The 26,245-nt window shown below is 34.6% G+C and carries 22 protein-coding genes; 20 read left to right on the forward strand and 2 right to left on the reverse strand.

Features of this window, described 5'->3' with window-relative positions; all coding sequences use genetic code 11:
- Positions 1-20: 20 nt before the first annotated feature.
- Both H4O20_RS14215 and H4O20_RS14220 read right to left on the reverse strand, forming a co-directional pair.
- Complete coding sequence (locus H4O20_RS14215; RefSeq protein ID WP_185099712.1) at positions 21-2,513, reverse strand: DUF5686 and carboxypeptidase-like regulatory domain-containing protein; 2,493 nt, start codon at positions 2,511-2,513, stop codon at positions 21-23.
- Between the two features lie 250 nt (positions 2,514-2,763).
- The gene (locus tag H4O20_RS14220; RefSeq protein WP_139855919.1) at positions 2,764-3,744 is read right to left on the reverse strand and encodes a pyruvate dehydrogenase complex E1 component subunit beta; all 981 of its coding nucleotides are present in this window, start codon (positions 3,742-3,744) and stop codon (positions 2,764-2,766) included.
- A 325-nt stretch (positions 3,745-4,069) separates the two neighbouring features.
- On the opposite strand from H4O20_RS14220, the gene H4O20_RS14225 reads away from it, so the two are divergent.
- From H4O20_RS14225 to H4O20_RS14320, 20 genes are all read left to right on the forward strand, one after another.
- Positions 4,070-4,810 carry an electron transfer flavoprotein subunit beta/FixA family protein gene (locus H4O20_RS14225; RefSeq protein WP_185099713.1) on the forward strand — a complete coding sequence of 247 codons (741 nt, stop codon included), beginning with the start codon at positions 4,070-4,072 and terminating at the stop codon, positions 4,808-4,810.
- A gap of 126 nt (positions 4,811-4,936) precedes the next feature.
- Positions 4,937-5,902: an electron transfer flavoprotein subunit alpha/FixB family protein gene (locus tag H4O20_RS14230; protein ID WP_139855917.1), complete on the forward strand. Its 966-nt coding sequence runs from the start codon at positions 4,937-4,939 to the stop codon at positions 5,900-5,902.
- Positions 5,903-6,057: 155 nt separating this feature from the next.
- On the forward strand, positions 6,058-6,681 hold the full coding sequence (locus H4O20_RS14235) for a bifunctional nuclease family protein (RefSeq protein ID WP_139855916.1): 624 nt from the start codon (positions 6,058-6,060) through the stop codon (positions 6,679-6,681).
- Between the two features lie 93 nt (positions 6,682-6,774).
- Positions 6,775-8,487, forward strand: a complete 1,713-nt coding sequence (locus H4O20_RS14240; RefSeq protein ID WP_185099754.1) for a NupC/NupG family nucleoside CNT transporter — start codon at positions 6,775-6,777, stop codon at positions 8,485-8,487.
- A 155-nt stretch (positions 8,488-8,642) separates the two neighbouring features.
- A complete protein-coding gene (locus tag H4O20_RS14245; RefSeq protein ID WP_185099714.1) occupies positions 8,643-9,467 on the forward strand; it encodes a thymidylate synthase in 825 nt (274 codons plus the stop codon).
- Positions 9,468-9,482: 15 nt separating this feature from the next.
- A complete protein-coding gene (locus tag H4O20_RS14250) occupies positions 9,483-9,917 on the forward strand; it encodes an energy transducer TonB (protein WP_139855914.1) in 435 nt (144 codons plus the stop codon).
- Positions 9,918-9,967: 50 nt separating this feature from the next.
- Positions 9,968-10,426 carry an energy transducer TonB gene (locus tag H4O20_RS14255; RefSeq protein ID WP_139855913.1) on the forward strand — a complete coding sequence of 153 codons (459 nt, stop codon included), beginning with the start codon at positions 9,968-9,970 and terminating at the stop codon, positions 10,424-10,426.
- 111 nt (positions 10,427-10,537) lie between these two features.
- Positions 10,538-11,719: an ergothioneine biosynthesis protein EgtB gene (egtB, locus tag H4O20_RS14260; protein ID WP_185099715.1), complete on the forward strand. Its 1,182-nt coding sequence runs from the start codon at positions 10,538-10,540 to the stop codon at positions 11,717-11,719.
- A gap of 14 nt (positions 11,720-11,733) precedes the next feature.
- Positions 11,734-12,705, forward strand: a complete 972-nt coding sequence (locus H4O20_RS14265; RefSeq protein ID WP_185099716.1) for an L-histidine N(alpha)-methyltransferase — start codon at positions 11,734-11,736, stop codon at positions 12,703-12,705.
- 51 nt (positions 12,706-12,756) lie between these two features.
- Positions 12,757-12,990 (forward strand): Kazal-type serine protease inhibitor domain-containing protein, encoded by a 234-nt coding sequence (locus tag H4O20_RS15215; protein WP_260402699.1) that lies wholly within the window; start codon positions 12,757-12,759, stop codon positions 12,988-12,990.
- Positions 12,991-13,175: 185 nt separating this feature from the next.
- A complete protein-coding gene (locus H4O20_RS14275; RefSeq protein ID WP_185099717.1) occupies positions 13,176-14,438 on the forward strand; it encodes a DNA cytosine methyltransferase in 1,263 nt (420 codons plus the stop codon).
- On the forward strand, positions 14,431-15,318 hold the full coding sequence (locus H4O20_RS14280) for a BsaWI family type II restriction enzyme (RefSeq protein ID WP_185099718.1): 888 nt from the start codon (positions 14,431-14,433) through the stop codon (positions 15,316-15,318). The genes H4O20_RS14275 and H4O20_RS14280 overlap by 8 nt, the downstream gene beginning before the upstream one ends.
- Before the next feature lie 6 nt (positions 15,319-15,324).
- Positions 15,325-16,404: an HpaII family restriction endonuclease gene (locus tag H4O20_RS14285; protein ID WP_185099719.1), complete on the forward strand. Its 1,080-nt coding sequence runs from the start codon at positions 15,325-15,327 to the stop codon at positions 16,402-16,404.
- Positions 16,405-16,644: 240 nt separating this feature from the next.
- A complete protein-coding gene (locus H4O20_RS14290; protein WP_185099720.1) occupies positions 16,645-18,549 on the forward strand; it encodes a DUF3578 domain-containing protein in 1,905 nt (634 codons plus the stop codon).
- Positions 18,550-18,552: 3 nt separating this feature from the next.
- Complete coding sequence (locus H4O20_RS14295) at positions 18,553-20,847, forward strand: DUF2357 domain-containing protein (protein ID WP_185099721.1); 2,295 nt, start codon at positions 18,553-18,555, stop codon at positions 20,845-20,847.
- Between the two features lie 361 nt (positions 20,848-21,208).
- The gene (locus H4O20_RS14300; RefSeq protein WP_139855907.1) at positions 21,209-21,691 is read left to right on the forward strand and encodes a hypothetical protein; all 483 of its coding nucleotides are present in this window, start codon (positions 21,209-21,211) and stop codon (positions 21,689-21,691) included.
- A gap of 96 nt (positions 21,692-21,787) precedes the next feature.
- Positions 21,788-22,663, forward strand: a complete 876-nt coding sequence (locus H4O20_RS14305; RefSeq protein WP_185099722.1) for a hypothetical protein — start codon at positions 21,788-21,790, stop codon at positions 22,661-22,663.
- Positions 22,664-22,707: 44 nt separating this feature from the next.
- On the forward strand, positions 22,708-23,187 hold the full coding sequence (locus tag H4O20_RS14310; protein ID WP_185099723.1) for a hypothetical protein: 480 nt from the start codon (positions 22,708-22,710) through the stop codon (positions 23,185-23,187).
- 366 nt (positions 23,188-23,553) lie between these two features.
- On the forward strand, positions 23,554-25,560 hold the full coding sequence (locus H4O20_RS14315; RefSeq protein WP_185099724.1) for a sensor histidine kinase: 2,007 nt from the start codon (positions 23,554-23,556) through the stop codon (positions 25,558-25,560).
- Positions 25,561-25,571: 11 nt separating this feature from the next.
- Positions 25,572-26,198: a response regulator transcription factor gene (locus H4O20_RS14320; RefSeq protein WP_139855903.1), complete on the forward strand. Its 627-nt coding sequence runs from the start codon at positions 25,572-25,574 to the stop codon at positions 26,196-26,198.
- Positions 26,199-26,245 lie beyond the last annotated feature (47 nt).

Here is a 26,245-nt window from a genome sequence, read left to right on the forward strand (position 1 = left end):
CTTCTAAAGAAAAGAGTTTTCTAAAACTCAAACCCAAAAACTCCAGTAACACCAAAGTCTCTTGCCCCTGGATTGTCTAGGTAGTTTCCACGGAAGTTAAAGTCTAACCTAAACACGCGGAAAATATTCCCGACACCTACACTCCACTCCCAGTAAATATCTTCAGGAGCTTTGTAAACAATGTTCGATGCGTTTAAATCTATATTTTCCTGCGAAATGGTTCCGTAAACAGCTCTAAATCCAACTACTTCACGTAAGTCTAACTTTCGAAGCAATGGAATTCTAGAGAAAACTCTTCCTCCAAAGTTGTGTTGTAAATGTAACGAAGCATAAGTATCGCTCACAAATTCGTAATAATCAAGCTGGGTAAAAGTGTTGTATAAACTAAAGTACGTTTGGTTTCCAGGAATTGGGTTTAGCAAACTTAAAGGCACAGCTCCAATGGTTGTTCCTACTTCTACAGTAGATAACAGTCGGCCAATTCCGCCAATATTCCACGGTTGTGTGTATAGCGCTTGCAACTTTTTGTATTCAAAATCTCCACCCATTACATCTTTTAAACCATAGCTATAGCCTGCAAAGAATGATGGGAAGTTTCCAGTGTTTATAACTGTTCGTTCCACCCCATACCCTGAAGTTTTTCTACCCGGGGTATAGAAGAATCCAAACTGAATTTCAGCTTGTTTTAAATGGCTTTTTACATCTCCTGTAAAAACGCCATCTTCCATCACTTTATAATCGATACTAAAAGTATCGGTAGCCGATTTTAATGTTCGGTAAGATCCTGTTAACCGAATGATGAAGTTTTTCCAAGGCTCAATATCAAACCCAATTGTACTTAGGTTTATCCTCGATAGTCGGTCGTTAGACCCTACAGAAAGCAGTGAAGACGACGCAAGGCTACGCCCTAATACATCGTTGCTGTTGGTTAAACTCGAACCAGTTTGTTCTACATCTCTTCTATTACCTCCAAAAACTGTTAGTCTTGATTTTCTATCTAAAAGCCATTTGGCTGATAGACCGTATTTAAACCTATCGTCTTTAAAACCATAAGCCCCAAAACCTTCTAATCGCCATTGGTCGTTCTGACTAAAGTACGTACGTCCTCCAAGGCGTATTCGCATTCCTTCGGCTTCATTAAATCCGAAGATTGAAAATACGGGACCAATATCAAAATTATTTACTTCGTAATATCCACTTGCTAGGGTTGCACCAATATTATACAAGGCTTTAAAACGCCCAACTGTTTTCAAGGTATCGAGCATTTTATAAACTCCCTTTTCATCCTTACTAAGCTTCTCCATTCTGTTTTCATCCCAGAAATCATCAGGACGGTTATAAACATCGTAATTGTATGGATCTACTTGTTTGGTGTAGAATTTCTTGTCCTTAGGAATATCAAAAACATACTTATCATAAAGTGTTGTTCTTTTTCCATAGATACCTTTGGCAGCTTCCTTCTTCTGAAAACTAAAATCGCTTAAAAAGTAATCGCGGGTAATAAGGAAAATGGAGTCGTTTAACACATCAAACTCCTGCTCGATATACACATCACGTACCCAGTTTAGGTTTGCACTTTTTGAAGCTTGAAGATTAATTTCCTTAATCGCCCAAGTGGTGTCGTTTACCCAAAAATCTCCTTTAAAAGTAAGTTCGTTTTTACGGCGTGGATAGTACACAATATTGTAACACCATTTGTTGTCACGATACGCACTGTCTTGAAGCACATAGTTGTACACATCTATTCCAGTGCGAGAAAGCGGACTGGTAAAAGCTTTATCAAAAAACTTTAGGTAGTTATCGTAAACGTCGTATTCGCTATAAAGATCTTTTATAAATGCAATAAGCGTTTGATTGTTGTCAAAACCAGAGTTTTTATTCCCTTGAAGCACTTCTTTTTCTTGTTTCAGAGTATTATCACCATACACTTTTGAAACTGCTTCATTTATAAAAATTGGCAAGTAGGTGTTTCCTGTAATGCGAGATGTATCGGTTTGTTCAAAGACAAATTCCATTCCTTTGAAAATACGATTACTCATTAGCGCGCTATCGATTGTGTTTAAATCGAACTCTAACTTTTCATATTTATCGTATTGGTATTGTTTGAACTTTTTAACCCCGTTCTCTCTTCTGTTTTCCCAAATTTTACGCAGTATGTCTAGTGCCGGGTTATCTTTTTTAGAAGTTTTTCCGGTATAAATTACTACTTCATCCAGGGCATCGGAAGTTTCTTCCAAAACCACTTCCATATTATAAGTGCTTCGTGCAGTAAGCTCCTGCTCTTTAGTAGTAAACCCCATAAATGAGAACACTACAGCCTTATACGTTTTATCGCTTTCTAAATAAAATCGACCGTTTTCATCAGAGATAGTTCCCTCTTGCGAATCTTTAAAAATAACATTGGCAAATGATACAGGATATCCCGTTTCATCCTTAATTACCCCACTAACTTTCGTTTGGGCAAAAATCGAGGCACTTAGAATTAAAAGCGAAATGACTAGAAAGTGCTTCATATAAATTTACTCTGGAGGATAAAATATTTATTCTTTAAGAATGACTAAATAACAAATCACAAATAATAAAACATTAATTAAAAGGAAAAACTATTTTGATGATTTTTCGATAATTGCTGAAAGAATTTTCTTAAACGCTATTATTTAAAAAAGTAAACTTTTAGTTACATTTTAATTCGGCTAACCTGTAATAAGTCAACAAAAATGTCTTTTGTTTCCCAACTACAAATTAGCCACTCCTCGCTACCTTCTACTTTTTATAAAGCACTTTCTTCACTGCCTTAATAACGTCTTCGCTATCTGGCAACCATTCTTTTAAAAGAACAGGTGAATATGGTGCTGGAGTATCAGCGGTGTTAATTTTTACAATAGGAGCATCTAAGTAGTCAAACACATTGTTTTGAACTTGATACGTAATTTCGGTAGCAACGTTTCCGAATGGCCACGCTTCTTCCAGAATCACCAAGCGGTTTGTTTTCTTTACCGATTCGTAAATTGCTTCATAATCTAATGGACGAACAGTACGAAGATCTATAATCTCACATTCAATTCCTTCTTCAGCAAGAGTTTCGGCAGCTTTATAAGCTTCTTTAATAATTTTACCAAAAGACACAATGGTTACATCCGTTCCTTTTCTTTTAATATCGGCTACTCCAATTGGGATTAGGTATTCTCCTTCTGGCACCTCACCTTTATCACCATACATCTGCTCACTTTCCATAAAAATAACGGGATCGTCATCGCGAATTGCACTTTTCAACAAACCTTTTGCATCGGCAGGGTTACTAGGAACAATTACTTTTAATCCAGGACAGTTAGCGTACCAGCTTTCAAAAGCCTGGCTGTGGGTTGCAGCAAGCTGACCCGCAGAAGCAGTTGGCCCACGGAAAACGATAGGAATATTAAATTGTCCCCCGCTCATCTGGCGCATTTTAGCAGCGTTGTTTATAATTTGATCAATTGCAACTAAAGAGAAATTGAAGGTCATAAACTCAATAATAGGTCTATTGCCATTCATAGCAGACCCTACACCTATACCTGAAAAACCATTTTCTGAAATTGGAGTATCAATTACACGTTTTGCTCCAAACTCATCTAGCATTCCTTTACTAGCTTTGTAAGCCCCGTTGTATTCGGCAACTTCCTCACCCATTAAATAAATAGATTCGTCGCGACGCATTTCTTCACTCATCGCCTCAGCAATAGCTTCTCTAAATTGTAGTGTTTTCATATCTCGTTGTAGTTTATCCTAAGCTTTATTATAAACCTAGTAAGCCTTACATATTTATTTTATAATTTTTATCCTTGTTCCGCTTTTTTAAAACGTTGCAGCCTCTTAAAAAACCCAAAGAATATTTTCTTAAGTTTTTTTTAGGGAAAGCAAAAATACTATAATTCCAATCTGATTAAGTAATATTTCAAAGATTTAACCAAAATTTATTATGCATGCATAGCAAATAAAAGCTAAATTATTATTAACTTCGCCCGCAAGCAAACCGCTGTATATTACCTATAGTAGGTTTGTACAATTTTTACAATTCAAAAATAGTATAAAAATGAAGATATTAGTCTGTATTAGTCACGTACCGGACACAACGTCAAAGATTAACTTTACTGATGGCGACACTAAGTTTGATACTAACGGTGTTCAGTTTGTAATTAATCCAAACGATGAATTTGGTCTTACACGTGCAATGTGGTTTAAAGAAAAGCAAGGTGCAACTGTACACGTTGTAAATGTTGGAGGTCCAGAAACCGAACCTACACTTAGAAAAGCGTTAGCGATTGGTGCTGATGAAGCAATTAGAATCAACACTGCTGCAACCGATGGTTTTTCTGTTGCAAAACAACTTGCAAACGTAGCTAAAGAAGGTGGGTACGACCTAGTAATTGGTGGTCGTGAGTCTATCGACTACAACGGTGGAATGGTTCCAGGCATGGTAGCAAAACTAATAGGAGCTAACTTCGTAAACACTTGTATTAACCTAGAAGTTGACGGCGATAAAGCTACGGCAATTAGAGAAATTGACGGTGGTAAAGAAACGCTTAAAACATCACTTCCGCTTGTAATTGGTGGACAAAAAGGATTGGTAGAAGAAAGTGATCTTCGCATTCCTAACATGCGTGGTATTATGCAAGCGCGTACTAAGCCATTGAACGTAAAAGAGCCTGTTGACGCAAATACTGAAACAAGCACTGTTTCATTTGAAAAACCAGCCCCAAAAGGAGCTGTTAAACTGGTAGATAGCGTAGACGAATTAATTAACCTACTTCACAACGAAGCGAAGGCTATTTAATTTGAAGCACCAAATGTAAGCACCAAATAACAAAAAATTGGAAGTTATTTGGAATTTGGAGCTTCAGATTTGGAATTCCAATCCCGATAGCTATCGGGAAAATAATAATTACAAAATAAAACAGATATGATCTTAGTATATACCGAATCAGAAGAAGGAAAATTAAAGAAAATAGCTTTGGAAGCAGTTTCTTACGCAAAGGGAATTGCAGACCAAATGGGTACTTCCGTTACAGCTGTAGCTATCAATGCGAATGATACTTCAGAATTAGGAAAGTACGGTGCTTCTAAAGTTTTAGAAGTTTCTGACGATAAATTAAACAAGTTTAACGGCGAAGCTTATGCAGATGTAATAGGTCAAGCTGCTAAAAGTGAAGGTGCAAAAGTTATTGTTTTAACATCGAGTGCAAACAGTAAGTTTTTAGCGCCTACATTGGCTGTAAACCTAGAAGCAGGTTTTGTTCCTAACGTTGTTGAATTGCCATCTAGCACTTCACCTTTTAAAGTGAAGCACAGCGTTTTCACAAACAAAGCTTTTGCTAATACCGAAATAACAACTGATATTAAGATTGTTGGAATTGGTAAAAACTCATACGGTTTAAAAGAAAATGAAACTTCAGCTACTACTGAAGCCTTCACTGCAAACCTTGACGCTCACGATTTTGATATGGAAGTGGTTTCTGTAGATAAAGCTACCGATACTGTTACCATTGCTGATGCTGAAATAGTTGTTTCAGGAGGTCGTGGACTTAAAGGACCAGAAAACTGGGGAATGATTGAAGAGCTTGCAGGTATTTTAGGTGCTGCTACAGCTTGTTCTAAGCCAGTAAGCGATATGGGTTGGAGACCACATAGCGAACACGTTGGGCAAACTGGTAAGCCAGTAGCTTCAAACCTTTATATTGCTATTGGAATTTCTGGAGCAATTCAACATTTGGCAGGAATTAACGCTTCTAAAGTGAAAGTTGTTATCAACAACGATCCGGAAGCTCCTTTCTTTAAAGCTGCAGACTACGGGATGGTAGGCGATGCTTTTGAAATCGTTCCTGAGCTAAACAAAAAATTAAAAGAGTTTAAGGCTCAAAACGCATAATTTTTTATTAATTTGTGCCTCGAAAAAGGCTGTTTAAATAAGGAAACACCCTCATTTAAACAGCCTTTTTAATTGATTTAAATTCGTTATTTTTATAAACAATTGTTTAAAGAACTGCGCATTGACGAAACTCACTGCGTATTGATTACTGAAGAATGAGCTTAGTAAAACTTAGCATAAAAGGAATTTCGTACAGCCAAACGCAAAATGGTGCCTATGCACTTATTTTAAATGAGGTTGACGGCGAGCGTAAACTACCAATAGTTATTGGTGCGTTTGAAGCACAGTCTATAGCAATAGCACTTGAGAAGGAAATAACGCCTCCGCGCCCACTCACGCACGATCTGTTTAAAAACTTTGCCGACCGCTATGAAATTGTGATAAAACACGTGATAATTCACAAATTAGTGGATGGCGTATTTTATTCAAGTATTATTTGTGAACACGACAAAATAGAAGAAATAATAGACGCTAGAACTAGTGATGCCATTGCCTTGGCTCTTAGGTTTAATGCTCCTATTTTTACTTATAAAAACATCTTAGACAAAGCTGGTATATATTTAAAAACTCCTACTTCAAAAAAACCACTCTCTAAAAAAGAGGAAGAAGTGATTGAGAATTTAATTTTAGGGGATGATAAAGAATCTAAAAAACCAGCCGGAGAAGATTACACAAAGTTCAGTTTAACCGAACTGAATAAAATGCTAGATGAAGCCGTAAAAAATGAAAATTACGAAAAGGCCGCTAGCATACGTGACGAAATATCGAAACGAAAGTAAATAAGTGGCAACTACCGGTTAACGTAGCAATATGAAATACCGCAAATTCAACCACTAAATATGTTAGAATATAATTTTTGGGATTTTAAGTATATGTATAAATTTACTCTTGTAGCCTTTGCGCTTTTATTCTTCGGAACCGTTTTTGGGCAAAGCATCGAAAAGAATTGGCAATTTACCGAAGTAAAAGATCAAACCGGGCTCTCCATCATAGATATCAATCCCGAAAAAGACTACTTAAATCTTAAGGATGGTTCTTTTGAATACCTTCTAGCTCCAAAAGATAGCACCCTAGCAAGTGGAGATTATATTCTTCAGAATAACCTACTAGTACTTTTCTTTAACAGTGCAAACGACAGCATTCGTAGATTTCGAGTAGAACAACTAACAGACAGCACACTTACACTTTCCGAAAACAACTTTACATACAGTTTACAAGCCGACACCATTGAGGCTGCAACTGTTTTGGATATCGACACTAGCAATTCGCAAATAATCCCAAGCCAAGGGATTTCATTCAACAGTATTTGGCGTGGTGCCTTAGGAATGATTTCCCTTATATTAATTTCAGTGCTTTTCAGTTCAAACCGAAAAGCAATTAACTGGAAGACAGTAGGAATCGGACTCCTATTCCAAATGGTAATTGCTATTGGCGTATTAAAAGTAGGATTTATAAAAGCTACTTTTGAAGCCATTGGACAGGTTTTCGTAAACGTATTAGATTACACAAAAGCAGGTAGTGAATTCCTTTTTGGAGGAATGTTAGACGTAAATTCATACGGATTTATTTTCGCCCTTCAGGTGTTACCAACTATTATATTTTTCTCTGCCTTAACCTCAGTGCTTTTCTACTTAGGCATTATACAAATTGTAGTAAAAGGAATGGGGTGGTTACTCACCAAAATCCTACACATTTCTGGAGCAGAGAGTTTAAGTGTTGCAGGAAATATCTTTTTGGGGCAAACAGAAGCTCCTTTGCTTATTAAAGCATACCTAGAAAAAATGAACAAGAGTGAAATGCTCTTGGTTATGATTGGAGGAATGGCAACCGTTGCTGGGGCCGTACTTGCAGCCTATATCGGATTTTTAGGAGGCGACGACCCTGCGCTTAGACTTACTTTTGCAAAACACCTTTTAGCAGCTTCAGTTATGGCGGCACCAGGAGCAATTGTAATATCAAAAATATTATACCCACAAACCGAATCGATAAACACCGACGTAAAAGTTTCTTCTGAAAAAATAGGATCTAACTTTTTGGATGCTATTGCAAATGGAACTACCGAAGGGTTAAAACTTGCAGTAAACGTTGGAGCTATGTTATTAGTTTTCGTAGCGTTTATTGCTATGATAAACGGAATATTAGGCTGGGTTGGAGACACCACAAACCTAAATGATTGGGTGGCAGCAAATTCATCGTATAAATCACTTTCTTTAGAAGCCGTACTCGGTACTGTTTTCGCACCATTAATGTGGCTAATTGGAGTGGCTAAAGAAGATATGATGATGATGGGACAACTATTAGGAATTAAACTTGTAGCCAGTGAATTTGTAGGATATATTCAACTTGCTGAACTTAAAGATGTAGCTAACGGACTTCACCTTAACTACGAGAAAAGTATTATTATGGCTACGTATATGCTTTGCGGTTTTGCCAACTTTGCATCCATCGGAATTCAAATTGGTGGAATTGGATCTTTAGCTCCAGGACAACGTAAAACGCTTTCTAAGTTTGGAATGAAGGCATTACTTGGGGGAACAATAGCATCGCTTATTTCAGCAACCATCGCTGGAATGATTATTGGGTAGTATACCGAGCAGCTTTTAATTAGAAAGTAACCACTTCTGAAATAGAATGGTTTAACAATTTGATTTCCTTATTCGATAGCAATAATTGTTCTATTTTTTAGTTTAATAGTTGGTTTGATTTTTTATATTTATTTTCTGAATTATTTTTCTTTACAATGAAACAATACCACGATTTACTTAAACATGTAATTGAAAACGGAACTGAGAAACAGGATCGTACTGGTACAGGCACAAAAAGTGTTTTTGGCTATCAAATGCGTTTTGACCTCAGCGAAGGTTTCCCGATGGTTACTACTAAAAAACTTCACTTAAAATCTATCATTTACGAACTATTGTGGTTTTTGAATGGAGACACCAATATAAAGTACTTAAAAGAAAACGGAGTTCGAATTTGGAATGAGTGGGCAGATGAAAATGGCGACTTAGGACCTGTTTACGGACATCAATGGAGAAATTGGAACAGTGAAGAAATAGATCAGATTTCAGAAATTGTGGAAACCCTTAAAAAGAATCCAGACAGCCGCAGAATGTTAGTAAGCGCTTGGAATCCTAGCGTAATGCCCGACACTTCAAAACCTTTTGCCGAAAATGTAGCCAATGGAAAAGCTGCACTTCCACCTTGCCACGCATTTTTTCAGTTTTATGTAGCCGATGGAAAGCTGTCTTGCCAACTATACCAACGCAGTGCCGATAGTTTTTTAGGGGTGCCGTTTAATATAGCGTCTTACGCACTACTTACAATGATGATGGCACAAGTTTGTGGCTACGAAGCAGGAGACTTTGTTCATACTTTTGGCGATGCGCATATTTACAGCAATCACTACGAACAAGTTGCACTTCAACTCTCTCGCGAGCCGCGTCCACTTCCAAAAATGATTTTAAATCCGAATGTAAAAGATATTTTCAGTTTCACTTTTGACGACTTTACTCTAGTGGATTACAATCCGCATCCACATATTAAAGGTGCAGTTGCCATATAATTTCAAAAACCTATTATGAAAAACCTACTCATTGCCGTTTGTATATTATTTTCCACAACCATCTTTGCGCAAGAAGAATGGGGTAATGTAAATAAAAACGAAGTTACACTTAAGGAAATTGGTCCTGTATGGCCTGGATGTGAAAAAGGTAACGTAGCCGAACGCGACAATTGTTTCAACCAAAAGTTATCGGCTCATATTTCTAAAAACTTTAAATATCCTGCCGATGCTTACAAGAGAAATGAGCAAGGAAAAGTAACCGTTGAGTTCGTTATCAATGAAAAAGGACTGGTTGAAGTAACCAAGGTTACCGGGGGAACCAAATCGCTACAAGAAGAAGCAAAAAGAAATATTATGGCCATCCCTAAAATGGCGAAACCAGGAATGATGGCAGGGAAACCAAGAAAAATTAAAATGGCCGTTCCCTTTAATTTTAAAACTGGAAAGTAGCTTTTAAACAAGTTTTCTTCTAGTATAAAATTAATTTTATCCCTGCACTTATGAAAAATTTTCTACTCATCTTAGCTTTTGGTTTTACTACAATTTCATTCGCTCAAGACGCTAATGCACCACGGGAGGATGTTCCATTTGCAGTTATCGACCGAGTTCCCATATATCTGGGATGCACTGGAACCGACAATGAGGTATTAAAAAAATGCATGTCCGAAAATATCTCGGCCTTTATCAACCAGCATTTTAATATGAAAAAAATGGAGGCTTTAAATTTGCCTCCAAAAATTTACAGAACTGCCGTACAGTTTAAAATTGATAAATACGGAAACGTAGTAGATGTTCAGGCAAGTGCAGACCGACCTGAAATTGAAGCAGAAGCCGAACGCGTGGTAAGCAATTTACCTAAAATGATTCCTGGAGAACACAGAGGGAAACGTGTGGGTGTATTATACTCACTTCCTATTATCTTTAAAATTGAACCTCCAAAAAGAACGCGTAAAAATTAGAATTTTTAGTTTAACAACTGTTTAACGAGGCAACAATAGTCTTAAACAATATTAATAATTATATTTAAAGTGTAGATAATATGTGAGTTTACTCAGATAAAACACTTTTTTATGATTGTTACCGATACTTTGGTTTCATTTTTTCTTGAAACCCGCCAACATACAGAAGACATTTGCAAGCCGCTGGAAATTGAAGATTACGTTGTACAGCCTATTGTAGATGTTTCACCTCCTAAATGGCATCTAGGGCATACCTCATGGTTTTTTGAGGAATTCATTCTAAAGCCCTACAAGCCAAACTATAAACTTTTCCACGACGACTTCGCCTTTGTATTCAATAGTTATTACGAGAATGTAGGAAAACGCGTGGTTAGGAACGACCGCGGAAACCTCTCCCGACCTGGCGTAGCCAAAGTTTATGATTACCGGCACTACGTAACTTCAGAAATGAAAGATTTTCTTACTGAACTGCACAACACCGACAAGGGAATTTCAGAAGAAATAAAAGATGTGCTTTTAATAGGAATACATCACGAAAAACAACATCAAGAACTACTTACAACCGATATAAAATACATCCTAGGAAACAATCCCTTGTTGCCTAAATACAACGATAACTTTTCTGAAAACCCCATCCAAAATTTCGAGAGAGAATGGATAGACATGAAAGAAAGAATTTATGAAATTGGGCATAACAATCCAGATGCGTTTTGTTACGACAATGAGTTGGGACAACATAAAGTATATCTACACGATTATAAAATTTCGAATAAACTTGTTACCAATGCCGAATACCTAGCGTTTATAAATGCTGGCGGGTATGAAGATTTCAATCTATGGCACGCCGAAGGTCTAGATTGGGTAAAAACGAACAATATTAAAGCTCCTATGTATTGGCATAATATTGACGGGAAGTGGCATCAATACACCTTACAAGGACTTCGAGAAATAGATCTTGACGCGCCACTGTCACATATTTCTTATTACGAAGCCTTTGCTTATGCCCAATGGAAATCCTGCCGACTTCCTACCGAATTTGAATGGGAAGCTGCACAAAACAACTTTGAATGGGGCAGCCGTTGGGAATGGACCGAGAGTGCCTATCTCCCCTACCCCAATTACACCAAAGCCCCTGGAGCTATTGGCGAATACAACGGCAAGTTTATGGTAAACCAAAAAGTGTTGCGCGGCGGCTCTGTAGCAACCTCAAAAAACCACACCCGACCAACCTACCGCAACTTTTTTCAAACAAACCTGCGTTGGCAGTTTACAGGTTTGAGATTAGTAAAATAACAGACACCTAACCTATGGATATAAAAGCGAAAACTCAAAGAGATACCACATTCAAAACCGAAGTTAAGGAAGGACTGAGCAGCTTCCCGAAATACCTATCGTCTAAATATTTTTACGATAAAAAAGGCGACAAGCTATTTCAGGATATTATGGCTATGCCGGAATACTACCTTACCGGTTGCGAATTTGAAATTCTCGCTACCCATACTAAAACCATAGGCGAACTTTTCCGCGATCGCGAAAATGGTTTAGATTTAATCGAACTTGGTGCTGGCGACGGTAAAAAAACAAAATTGCTGCTCAAGTATATGACCGATAATAACTTCAATTTTGTTTACAAGCCTATAGATATCAGTGAAAACGCAGTAGAATTACTTACAAACAACCTAGCTCAAGAAATGCCTTCACTAACGGTAGATGCTGAAATAGGAGAGTATTTTGAAGTTTTAGAACGCCTTAAAGGATTTAACAAACGAAAAAAAGTGATTGTGGTTTTAGGCAGTAATATTGGCAACTTGCTACATCCAAAAGCCATCGACTTTCTCACCAAACTAAAAGATACTATGTTGGCAGAAGACCTACTGTTTATGGGTTTCGATCAAAAGAAAAATCCGCAGACGGTTTTGGATGCTTATAACGACCACACAGGAATTACCGCTGCCTTCAACAAAAACATTTTAACCCGAATAAACCGAGAGTTAAACGCGAATTTTGAGGTAGATAAATTTACGCATTGGGAATCCTACAACCCAGAAAGCGGCACTGCAAAAAGCTTTTTAATAGCTACGGAAGCAATGGATGTACGTATTAAAAACCTTGATCTCGATATAAGTTTTGAACAGTGGGAAACCATCCACACCGAAATATCACAAAAATACGACGATAAAACTGTGGCTTGGTTGGCCGAACAAGCAGGTCTAACCATTGAAACCTCCTTTACCGACAAAAAAGGATATTATAAAGACTATGTGTTGCGGAAGATTTAGGAAATATTGTTTAATTTAGAAGTTCTTATTTCTAACTAAACCAGAAGCAACTTGAAAACATCACCCTACATTCTACTTATATCTTTTTTACTGATTGCCCTACTGATAATTTCTTGCGCAGTAAAAAATCCCACCGACTGTATTGACGAATCTAAAATTAGCGACGGCCCTTGCACTATGCAATACGACCCAGTATGTGGCTGCGACGGCAAAACCTACTCAAACCCCTGCGTAGCCGAAAGAGCTGGAGTAACTGCTAGTGTTCCTGGGAAGTGTGGGGAATAGTGATGAGTAGTAAGGTTTAGTTGAAGTGTTGTGTGTTTGTATACTTCGAAATTTCTTAATAAACTACATTAAAAATTATATAGTTGGGTAATTTAACAATGACTACAACATATTATTCGAATTGAATATAGGTTATGTTATAAAGATTTTCTTTTATAACTTGTGCAGTCGAAAATGTTATTAAAATGAGCGAGAAAATAAGTGTAGAAAGTATTGATGAACAACTATTTAAAGTAAAAATAGTTGAACCTGATGATTCGAAAATTGCTTCTTTTACTCATTATATACATAATCACCAAAATGGAGTTTCAGATTATTATAGAGAAGATGCTTTAGAACACGTTAAAGATATTTTAGGCAAAGAATATCCAAATGAAATTATAACAAATGTATTAGCTGAGGAAGCTTTACAGTATTTAATTTTTGATTTAAATAAATCAATTCCTTTTCCAGCTCCTGAAAAACCAATATTTAAATTCATAGATCTTTTTGCAGGAATCGGCGGGTTTCGTTTAGCCCTACAGAACCTTGGCGGAAAATGTATATTTACCAGTGAATGGGATAAATATTCGAAAAAAACGTACGAAGCTAATTTTGGAGAAATACCCTTTGGAGATATAACCAAAGCTAAAACAAAGAGTTACATTCCAGATAATTTTGATGTGCTTTGCGCTGGTTTTCCTTGCCAAGCATTTTCTATCGCAGGAAGACGCGGTGGATTTGAAGATACAAGAGGAACATTATTTTTTGACGTTGCTGAGATAATTAAGAAGAAGAAGCCTAAAGCTATATTTTTAGAAAATGTAAAAGGCTTACGAAATCATGACAAGGGAAAAACTCTGGCTACCATATTAAATGTTCTTCGGGAGGATTTGAATTATTATGTCCCCGAACCACAAATTTTAAATGCAAAGGAATTTGGTGTTCCACAAAACAGAGAACGTATTTTTATTGTTGGGTTTCGAAAAGATTTGGGGATTGAAGATTTTCAATATCCAGAACCAACTGATAAATCCGCTACTTTAGAGGATATATTAGAAAAAAATGAGGTATCAGTAAAATATTATCTTTCTACCACTTATTTAGAAACTTTAAAAAAACACCGTGCACGCCACGAAAGCAAAGGAAATGGATTTGGTTATGAAATTATACCAAATGACGGAACTGCCAATGCCGTAGTATGTGGAGGTATGGGTAGAGAGCGAAATTTATTATATGACGACAGATTAACTAATTTTAAACCTGTTACAAAGATTTCAGGAAAAGTTAATCGAGAAGGAATAAGAAAGATGACTCCAAGGGAATGGGCAAGACTTCAAGGTTTTCCAGATAATTTTAAAATAGTTGTTTCTGATGCGCAAGCATATAAACAATTTGGAAATTCGGTTGCGGTACCTGCAATTCAAGCAACTGCTGAAAAAATTATAGAAAAATTGCGAGATGCTTAAAAAGACACTTGATTTAAAAGAAACACTTATTGATAAAGGTAAAAATAGTGATATAAATATTGATTCTTTTATTTCACTCCTACAGGAAACTTGTATTAAACAAAATCAAGAAACATTTACTAACAGTCAGAATATAGAAAAACTCTATCTACATGCTGTTTTGATTTCCGCATTTTTCCAACTAACCGAATATTCATTACAAAATTGGAATCGATATTTCGAACATTTCAAGGAAATTTCGAAAATCCTTGACATAAAAACTAAACAAACAGAAGGTAAAATATTAGAACTTTTAGTTTTGCATACTATTAACAGGGTTTTTAACTTTACTTTAAAGAGCTCTAAAATTAAAGCCTATATTGCTAACAATGATAGTAATCCTACCTGTCTTTTAGACGACACATTTGACATAAACAGCCTCTCGAAAGATGACAATAAAAGGTTAATTAACAACCTAACAGTAAAAATGAAAATTCGTGGGGAGCCAGCTAAAGAAGTGTGGGGTGATAATGACCTTATTGTATGTATTGAAAATCAAAATCTAATACAACAATTTTGCATAATAAGTTGTAAAGTTAGTTTAAGAGAACGTGTCTATCAATCTGTTTTTTGGTCACTTCACTCAAGACTTGAAGGAACAGGAAAGCATATATTTGTGACACTTGATAAAGGCAACAATGGCAAATCAGAAATTGGCTCCCGACTTATTGGAGAAAAAGCGAGAAAGACACGAAATGTTTTAGAGTCAACTATGGACAGAGTTTATGTATTCAGAAGTGAAAAAGAAGTAAATAGAAGTCAGGTAATAAAAGGTTTTAAATTTCTAGAATGGGATTTAGAAAACTGGGCAAAAGATTTTATTGGAACAACAAAACCTTAAATAAAAATGATTACAGGAAATAAAGGTGAATGGAGCGAAATTTATGCGCTATTCAAATTATTAGGTGATAAACAATTATTTCTTGGAGACAAGAATATAAAAAAATTAGAAACTTTAATATATCCAATAATTAAAATACTGCGTTCAGAAAACAACGATCATTTTGAATACTCCATTAAAGATGAATTAATTATCATTTCAGGAGATGAAGAAGTCTTAAAAGTTCCTGTTTTAACATTTAAAGAAAAGGCTTTATTTTTATTAAAGGCTATTAATGAAAATACAGAAAGAACATTTTCCGTACCAGAAATAGAGGAATTTATGCAGACTATTAACTGTATTTCACTAAAAGCTAATTCCTCTTCAAAAACAGACATTACTATTATAATTCACGACCAAAGAACAAATCAGCAACCTACTTTGGGTTTTAGTATTAAATCACAATTAGGTAGCCCTTCTACATTACTAAATGCAGGAAAAACAACAAATTTCATATTCAAAATTAGTAATACAAACCTTACAGCCAAGCAAATTGAGGTGATTAATTCAATCTCCACAAGAAGTAAAATAAAGGATAGAATCAATGCTATTTTAAATGAAAATGGTAAAATAGATTTTGTAAAAACTGAAAACCAAGTATTCTCCAACAATTTAATACTCATAGATAGTAAATTACCAGAAATTTTAGCAGAAATTATATACGAATTTTATACTAGCAAAAAATCTAGTCTTGCTGATTTAATTAATGTCATCAACATTAAAAACCCATTAAATTTCGATATTTCAAATGAACATAAATTTTACGAATATAAAATTAAACGATTTTTAACGGATATAGCATTAGGAATGATGCCATCCCTAGTTTGGACAGGACAATTTGATGCAACTGGTGGGTATTTGATTATAAAAGAAAATGGAGATATACTATGTTATCACATTTATAACAGAAATGAATTTGAAGATTATTTATTAAATAATACCAAATTAGAAACGGCAAGCTCCACACGACATGAATTCGGAAAAATTTATGAATCAAATGGCGACTTATTAATCAATTTAAATTTACAAATTAGATTTATCCAGTAATAACTCTTGATTTTCAAAATAGAACCCCTTCCTTTTGACGCAAATTATATTAGATAAGATAGCCTACCAGTTCTGGAATAAACAATACTAAAATCTACTAATATTGGATTGGGTAGAAAAGGATATTCCGAATGTTGAATAATTATTAACCTAGAATTCCCTAGCCTAAAAGTATTAATTAAATTTAAATAATAATTTGTACTTTGTGTGATTAGCAAATTATTATTTAAAAATAAATTGATGGATAAAAAGTTTACTCAAGATGATTTAATTCAAGCTATAAAACATATAGACAATAATCCTGATATGTTAACTGGTAGACATTCGTCTACATACGATTTAATTTATAACGGAAAAAAATATCCACCGATACTAGTATTATCGACAGCAAATGAGTTGATGACTGGTAACGAATTAAAACTTGAAGATTTTGGTAATAGTATTAAAAAACCATTTAAAATTTTACGTGAAAATGGATTTAAAATTTCACCAAAAGAACCTGCATCAATGCCAAACCTTTTAGAGTTTATTGAAGTAGCAAACCAACAAGAAACAGGAAAAGGCACAAAGAAATCAGCAACTCAATATATTAGAAGTAATAGAGGTGAATTAGAAGGGTTGAAAATTGAAATATCTTTTGGAATAGGCAGGGCTTCTTCTATTCCTTGGATAGCATTTACAGGTTTTAATCAATCTGTGAAGGATGGAATATATCCAGTTTTTTTATACTACAAAGAATTTAAGATACTTATTTTAGCTTACGGAGTTAGTGAAACAAAAGAACCGCTCCAAAATTGGAATGAACCAGGTCTGAAAACAACAATAAAGGAGTATTTTAATAACACTCTATCCCTAAATTCAATCAAATTTGGAACATCATACGTTTATAAATCTTATAATATTGACAATTTACCTTCGGAAGAAATTTTCATTAAAGACTTAATGAATCTTATTAAGGAATACAAATCTTTATTTGCTAATAATAAAATTAAAGAAGAAAGTCTAAAGGTGACAAAAAAAGAAAATTTTAATTTATATAGCTTTTTAAAAGCTTGCGAAATATCAGGATTACACTTCACATATGAATTTGTTACAAGATATATTGCCTCTTTAACTACAAAGCCTTTTGTATTATTAAGCGGTTTATCGGGTTCGGGTAAAACCAAATTAGCACAAGCATTTGCACAGTGGATTTCTGAAAATGACTCTCAGTATTGTATTGTTCCAGTTGGAGCAGATTGGACTAACAGAGAGCCTCTTTTGGGATATGTAAATGCATTAGATAATAATGAATACATCTTACCTGAAAATGGAGCATTAAAATTACTGATTGAAGCCAATAAAAAAGAGAACTCCAATAAACCATATTTTCTGATCCTTGACGAAATGAATTTAAGCCATGTGGAACGGTATTTTGCAGATTTCCTTAGTGTTATGGAGTCCAAAGACTTTATAAAACTACATAGTTCAGAAGTAGATATAAATCAAGTTCCTTCTAAAATAGAGTGGCCAAGCAATTTATTTATCATAGGAACCGTAAATATTGACGAAACCACCTATATGTTTAGTCCTAAGGTTTTAGATAGAGCTAATGTTATTGAATTTAGAGTAAACAAAGATGATATTGAAGCCTATTTAGAATCTCCAAAGGAAATAGATTTCACTAACCTTAACTATAAAGGTGCTTCTATGGGTGAAGATTTTTTGCAAATTGCATCCAACAAAGATTTCCCCGAAATAGATACTGAAAAATTAAATGAAAAATTAGTTGAGTTTTTTGAAGAGTTAAAGAAAACAGGAGCTGAATTTGGTTATCGCTCTGCAACAGAAATTCACAGACTGTATAATCAATTAAGCACACTGGATAGCTCGATGTCTGTAAATGACAAAATAGATATTGCTATTATGCAAAAGCTATTACCTAAGTTACATGGCTCTAGACGAAAACTTTGTCCAATTTTAGAAGTACTAGCTTCTTTTTGTGTTACTAAAAACATCGATGCTTCTATGTCATTCCTTAAAAATAAAGAGCCTTTAAACTTTAAGGACAATAGTAGTATACTATACCCTTTATCCTTAGAGAAAATAACCAGAATGTATAAAGGCGCGATTGATAATGGTTTTGCTAGTTATGCAGAAGCTTAAAATATGGAGAAAGTACAATCCATAGAAATAGACTTATCTTATATAGATGAGGGTTTACAACTATTTATCGACGCACAGAAAAAAGGCGACATAGAAGTAGACACCAACAACTATTATGAGCATGAACCTACTTACCAGTTAAAAGAAGGTTGTTTCTATGACTTTGAATTTTCACATAAAGATGAAAAGCTTTCAAAAAATTTTCGCCTCTTCTGTAGCGACCAAAGTAATATTGTAAAGAACAGAAAGAGAAAAGAACATATAGGGATAATTGCCCCCAATATCTTTGTTGGTACCCTCACGTTACAGATACTCAATACTGAAATTCCCGATAAACGTTGGAATCTACAATTAGAGGTCCAGTCTAAGAAAACAAGCTACAGACAGGACTATCAGTACATGTTAAATGACATTACTTCAAAATGCACCGACTTAATCATCCAAGCTAATTCCCCAGTAAGCCACTCATTTGAAACAGACTTTGAAACCGATAATAAAACCCTGTACCAACGTTTTGCTTTTGTTAGTTCTATTATCAATTCAGAAGACTTTGAAGATGCCATTCTACGTATAGTAACAAGTCCTACGACTAATTGGACTGAGGAAGCAGAAGTCACAGATGTTAGAAAGATTAAACGTTTTAAAAATTCAGAATTAAAATCTCTTGTCAATTCTGACAATCGATTAAAGTTAAGGAGCTCACACCCATTATCTAAAAAAAGAATACAGTCTGTTGCTACTAAAATAGAAACCTATAGAAAGTTTGAAAGTGTAGATACTTCGGAAAACCGTTTTATTAAACATGCATTAGAAACTTTTTTAAAATTCTGCATGGATATTGCAAATCATCCCAATGCAGGAGCACGACTACAAGAAGAAGCCGATGTAGTATGTGAAAAGCTAGAAACGCACCTTCAACACGATTTATTCAAAGAAGTATCACGACCAACTACATTAAAACTTAATAGCCCAACGCTTCAAAGAAAAGAAGGCTATAGAGAAGTATTAAACGTGTGGCTTAAATTTGATTTAGCGGCAAAGCTTGTTTGGAACGGTGGAGACGAGGTTTATAGTGGTGGTAAAAAAGATATTGCCACGCTATATGAGTATTGGTTGTTTTTTAAACTTTTGGAAGTTTTAGAACATATTTTTGAAATTGAGCCAAAAGAGCTCGAAAAGCTAATTGTACCTTCAAACGACAAACTAAGTCTTCAACTTAGACAAGGGAGAGTAACGGCATTACAAGGTACTTATACAAAAGCAAATCGAGATTTGAACGTTAGGTTTAACTATAATCGAAGTTTTAAAGGAGGTACTGATGATATATCAAAAACAGGTAGCTGGACAACTACATTAAGGCCCGATTACACATTATCTATTTGGCCAACGAAACTTGATGAAACAGAATCAGAAGCAACAGAACAGATTGTTCATATTCATTTTGACGCGAAATATAAGGTTGCAAATATCAATCAGATTTTAGGCGAGGAAAAGTCAGATGCGTCATTAGATGATGAGAAAAAAGATAATCTAAAAGGGATTTACAAAAATGCAGATTTATTAAAAATGCACGCATATAAAGATGCGATCAGAAGAACTAGTGGCGCTTATGTTTTATATCCTGGAGATATAAAAAAATCAATTAGGGGCTTTCATGAAATATTACCCGGCTTAGGAGCATTTCCAATTAAACCTTCGGAAAATACAAATGAAACTATACATCTAGAAAACTTTATTAAAGAGGTTTTAAAACATTTCTTAAACATTGCTTCACAACGTGAAAACCTAGCAAACAAAAAATATCAAGTTTATAAAAATGATACACCTAATGAAATGACTGAAAAAATTCCTGAGTATTTCAATGGTGAAAAAATTATACCAGATGAGACTTACGTTTTGATAGGCTTTTACAATACACCGTCTCAGTATGATTGGATTTCTAAAAAAAACATGTATAATTTCAGAATGGGATCAGGACATGGCTCTCTCGTTCTAGATAAGGAAACTGTTTCTGCAAAATACCTGTTACTACACACCCATAAAGAAAAATCATCAGGAGATTTATGGAAAATAGTAAGTAAAGGTCCAAAAGTATATTCAAAAGAAAATTTAATTAAAAAAGGCTACCTCAATCCATCCCAGGATTACTATTTAGTTATTGAGATAGAAAAAGTAAATCTTTCCGATTTCGGAAATAATTCTTGGGACTTCAGAAAATTAAAAAACTACAACCCTGGAAGAGCATCAGCAATACCATTCACTGCAACTCTTACGGAATTAATGAATGTGAAAACATAGATTGCAACCTCTCTCCTTCTTGAATTTTAATAACTTAGAAAAACGCTCTTCTAATCCCAATTCACCCAACTTTTATCACCTAAATAAATATAAACACGTATAGAAATTATAGAAAAATCCTTGAAGGCGATTTGGTTACAAGTACATTACAAAACGTTTGATGAGTTATTTTTATAATTTTTAAATTCTTACTTCTCGAACTACACACCAATACAAATAATTGATTACCAATTATTAAAAGCTGTATTTTCAATCTATTATTTCATCTAACATTTGCTTAAAAAAAATAAATAGGGTTAACCACTACATCAAAATTTAGCAATTGGCTGAAGTTTGCAATAGAAAACTAAACCCTATCAAAATGAAAAAACTATTCTTAACTTCTATCTTATTTTTAGCTGTAGTAACCTTAGCTTCTGCCCAAATAACTATCAACTTACCTTATTCAAGATCTATTGGATTTGAAAATGGTGGATGGGAAAAATGGCCTTCAAACTGGGAATCTCAAAAAGCTGAATACGGCTTTATCCCTAATTTAAGTATTAAACAAATTAATCTTGGCACTTTTGAAGTATCCTTATACGAAGGAGGGTCTGCTAGTGGGATTTTTGTAGAAACCGTACATTTTGATGCTGCAGAGACGAAAAAAGTCCGCAAAAAAAGCAACAACGACAATATAACGGTCTATAAATATTACAATTCTCCAAATTACATGTGGACCGAAAATGTAACCCTTCCGCAAATTGTAAGCAACAAGGCTAACTGGACTTCAAAAGCAAATTCTAGAATTTACATTTGGTACAACGACCTTGGAAGTGCAGTGATATACAAGCATAATAAGTAGCCGATTGCCTTAAAGCAAAATCATTTTGACATTTAAAACAAGCTTTTAGCCTTATTCACTTCTATAAATAATTACTGATTAATCAAATTCAATAAAATGAAAAAACTTATAATTTCTTGTATCATATTAATGTGCGCTACAATGGTTAAGGCGCAGGTTCGAATCGAATTACCATATTCAAGGTCAATTGAAATTAAAAATGGAAAGTGGGAAAGTTGGCCTTCTAATTGGGATTCTGAAAAACAGCTATACGGATCTATTCCTTCTTTGGCTGTACAACATCTAAGTGGTGGCAGCTATGAAGTAAAACTATATGATGGCGGCGATATGTACACCGATAAGGTAATTTATGATTCTGTAGAAACAGAAAAAATTCGCAAGCAATTTACAAACAACCATCTAACTGCCTATAAATATGCCGATTCTAAAAACTATTTATGGACAGATAACATTACCCTAAAACAAATTGCGAAAAGTCCATCCCTTTGGGTTTCTACGGCTAAAGCACAAATCTACCTGTGGGAACACGAATTGGGAAATGCCATTCTTTATACCGCTAAAACAATAGCTTCGGCACCTAAAAATTATAAAACTAGTTTTAAGGCAACCAAGAAATACATAAAAGGTACTTGGGCAGCTTGGAGCGCTTGGCAAACCATGCCTAGCAATACATACTTTCAGCTAAATATGTTAAGAGAAAATAGCGAATATAACTTTAAGTATTACGAAGGAGGGTCTTTGGTGAAAAACTACAATATCACCTATGATAGCGCACGAACCAAAAGCGTAAGAAAAGAAACTAAAAACGCGACAGCCTATAAAATTAATGGCAGTAGTAATGAATATATATACCTGCTAAATACTGCTATGAGCACCATTATGAACAATCCAGACAAATGGTCTCAAGAAAAGGATGCTGTGATTCTTATAGCTGATATCAATAAATCGGGTATTCAAACAAAGATTAAGTAAAACTTAGCGCTACACTAATTACAATAATTATTAAATCTAAATATATGAAAAATATAATTTTCTCATTTGCATTCTTACTTTTTGCCTCCTTATCAGTATACGGGCAGTTTGACGACAAAGGTTACAAAGGTTTAAAACTAGGTATGACCTATACCGAAGCAGAAAAAATCACGCCTATAGATCTGGCAGAAGACGATTCGGCAGTTGCACAATATGATGATCTGAAATTTGATTTAACCTTCGCATTTAACGGTAATGACGAATACGTGTTATACACAATTAAAACCAAATATAAGGATGCAAAATTGGATGGAGTAAGTCAAAATCTTATTGGGAAGTCCATTAAAGAAGTAAAAAATGTGTTAGGAGAAAGGCTAGCTCCTTTTGAAGCTGCAGGACCTGGTAGCCCATATTATATTTATTATAAAAACAAGTCTGCCCAAAACAATTACGATACAAGCTGTGTGCTAGAATTTAATAATTCCGGAGTACTATCCACAATTATGGCTAGCCACAATCCATAAAGAAATACTTTATAACGAAAGTTTTATGAAGTTGAATTAAAAATGTAGTTATATAAATACTGTTACTATTAACCTTGCTAATATTGGGGAGTATTAAGTTGAGTTAAAACACGTAATTATGTAAATATACAGTTGACTAATGGTCTTGTTGTTAGTGGGGATTTTCAGCAGGCCATTAGTTTTATAATTGCGGTATATTGTAATAAATTTTACTGTATATCGCATAACTTCATACTTAATCATAGGTGAAAAAAATATAAAAAATTAAATCGAAAGTTATATATATTTGAGAAAACCAAACTTACATCACCGCCAACTCCCACGACTGAAATTTCAGATTCTTAAAACCAACTACCCCCACATCTTATGAAAAACCTATTCTTGTTATTTTTTAGCGCTGCTTTTTATTTATTTGCTATAAGTTGCGACACTTCTTCTGAACAGAAACTTCCTAAAATCGAGGAAAAAAATGTTGAGGAATACAGGCATACACTTCCTGCTTATGAATGGTTAGAAAATGGGGCTAATTATAGAACAGAAATTTATAAGGACAGTGCGTTGTATCATTTCAACCATCAAATAGAAAACAAAAATTATGAAGATGCTGCCAACTATCTAATAGCTTATGGTAACGCCTTAGACAGAAATATTCACTTTGATAGCATATATTTTAAAACCAGTAGCGATTTCTACAATACTCACAAAAAAGACATTAGCGGGGAAGCTCAGAGTTACCTGTGTTATTACTTAGGAGCTCAAAGCTATTTTAACCATCAATTAGACCCAAGTTTTAAATGGTTTAAACAAGGAATCGAATTAAAACCAGAGTCGAAATCGCACAAGCAGATAATTGGGTTTACCAACTTCTCCTTAGCACAAAATTACTCACTAGTTCGTGATTTCGAAAACACTGAAAAACACCTTATAGCAGCATTACGCATTTTTGAAGATATTGGCGATGTTACCAACCAAGGGACTGTTTATTTACTGCTACACGACATTTTTGTAAAAACTTCTGCCTTAGATGAAGCTGAAAAGAACTTAAAAAAGGGACTTCAAATTGTAAAACAGCAAGGAAACAAATCGCTTACTTTTTCGGCATATTCTCTTTACGTTAACTTCAATATTGCAAAAGCAGATACGATAGGCGCAATAAAATATATTGATTCGATGGCTATTCACGCCAAACAATATCCTGGAATCAACAATTATCACAAAGCATTATTAAATCAACTTTTAGCTTTTAAGCACATTGCACAAAGAGAAGATAAGGAAGCTTTAGACTTTCTTAAAATAGCAAGAGAGATGACAGATCAAAGCAACAGTCTAGATCTGCAGATGCGTACCCTATTCCAAGAAATAATGTATGCCGAAATCTTTGACAAAACTTTAAAAAACCCTGAGGAAGCAGAAAGATTCTACAATGAAATAGCGGCGGAAGAAGAGCCAAACACCCAGTTTATGACTCAATTGGGAAGTGGTTTGTACACATATTACACCAAAAAGAAAGACTTTGAAAAAGCAAATATTTACGCCACCTTTCTTCTAAATAATAGAGACAAAGAATCGAAAGAACTTATTCAAGGAAAACTCTTTGAATTAGAGCGAAAGTTTAAAACTGAACAAAAAGAGAATAAAATCTTACTTCAGGAAAAACAATTAAAATCACAAAGAGAATGGCTTTTTGCTATGACGATAGGAGCAGTGTTCCTAATACTGATTTTTATTATATTTATGATTTGGCACAAAAGTAAAAGTTTAGCAAGAGAAAAGGTGTTGGCTGAAAACTTCACCTCGCTCTTACTGAGTAAAACTGAAGAAGAACGCAAGCGTATTGCCTCCGATTTGCACGATAGCGTAAGCAATGAATTAGTTAATCTACGCCACGCACTCGAAACAAATAGCTCTAAATTTAGTGTAAAAATCGACAATATTTTAGAGGAAGTTAGAAATATTAGTCGTAACCTGAGCCCTACTTTATTCGATAAATTAGGATTAAAGCTGAGTATTGAACAATTAACCGATCGAGCGCAAAATCAACATAGCTTTTTACTTACTTCAGACATAGATTACAGTGGCGATTTAAGTGATACTGTTGAACTGCAATTGTATCGAATTATTCAGGAAGCTACTACCAATATGATGAAGCACGCCAATGCGATGGCGGGTAAAATAACAATTACCGAAGATGATAAATATGTGTACGCTGAAATAAAGGATAACGGAAAAGGTTTTGACGCCGATAAAATGTTGGAAAAAGGAAACTGCTTCGGCTTATTGAACATCACAGAACGCACCAAATTTATAAATGGTACAGTTAACATCAAATCGAATAAAAACGGAACAACCATTAAATTAACAATTCCAAAATAAAAGCTTAGATTATGTACTTTGTAATTGCAGACGATTTTCCCCTTTCCATATTAGGCACCCAAGTACTGCTTGAAGGAATGGGGCATGTTGTATTGGAAAGTCATAATAACGGACAAGAAGCGTGGCTAGCTATAAAACGTTTAAAGCCAGAATTTGCTATTTTAGATATTAGTATGCCGGATATGGATGGGTTAGAAATAGCCGAAAACATTAGATTATATCAAATCCCAACTAAAATCATCCTACTTACTTCACACAAGGAAAAAAGCATTTTTATGAAGGCTGAAGCGCTTAAAATAAACGCTTACCTTTTAAAACAACACGCCTTAGAGGAGTTAAAAACCTGTATCAATTATTTAGAAAATAACGAAGTCTATTACAGTCATAGATTAAAATTGGATATCGAAACTGATATCGATTATCTAAAAGGCGAAGCACTCGGAAAATTAACTTTTTCTGAAAAAAAGGTGTTCGAATTAATTGTACAGCAAAAAACTACCAAAGAAATTGCCAAGATGCTTTTTCTCTCAGAAAAAACAATAGAGGCACAAAGAGCCTCAATCATAAGAAAACTAGGAATAGAATCTGATAAAAATGCACTCTTAAAGTATGCAGTTAAATTCTGGAAGCCCGAGTAGTTTTATGAAGATTTAAGATGGTTACCTTAATAATTTAAATATGCTAC

The sequence above is a fragment of the Aequorivita sp. 609 genome (assembly GCF_014212065.1).
Taxonomy (GTDB): domain Bacteria; phylum Bacteroidota; class Bacteroidia; order Flavobacteriales; family Flavobacteriaceae; genus Aequorivita; species Aequorivita sinensis.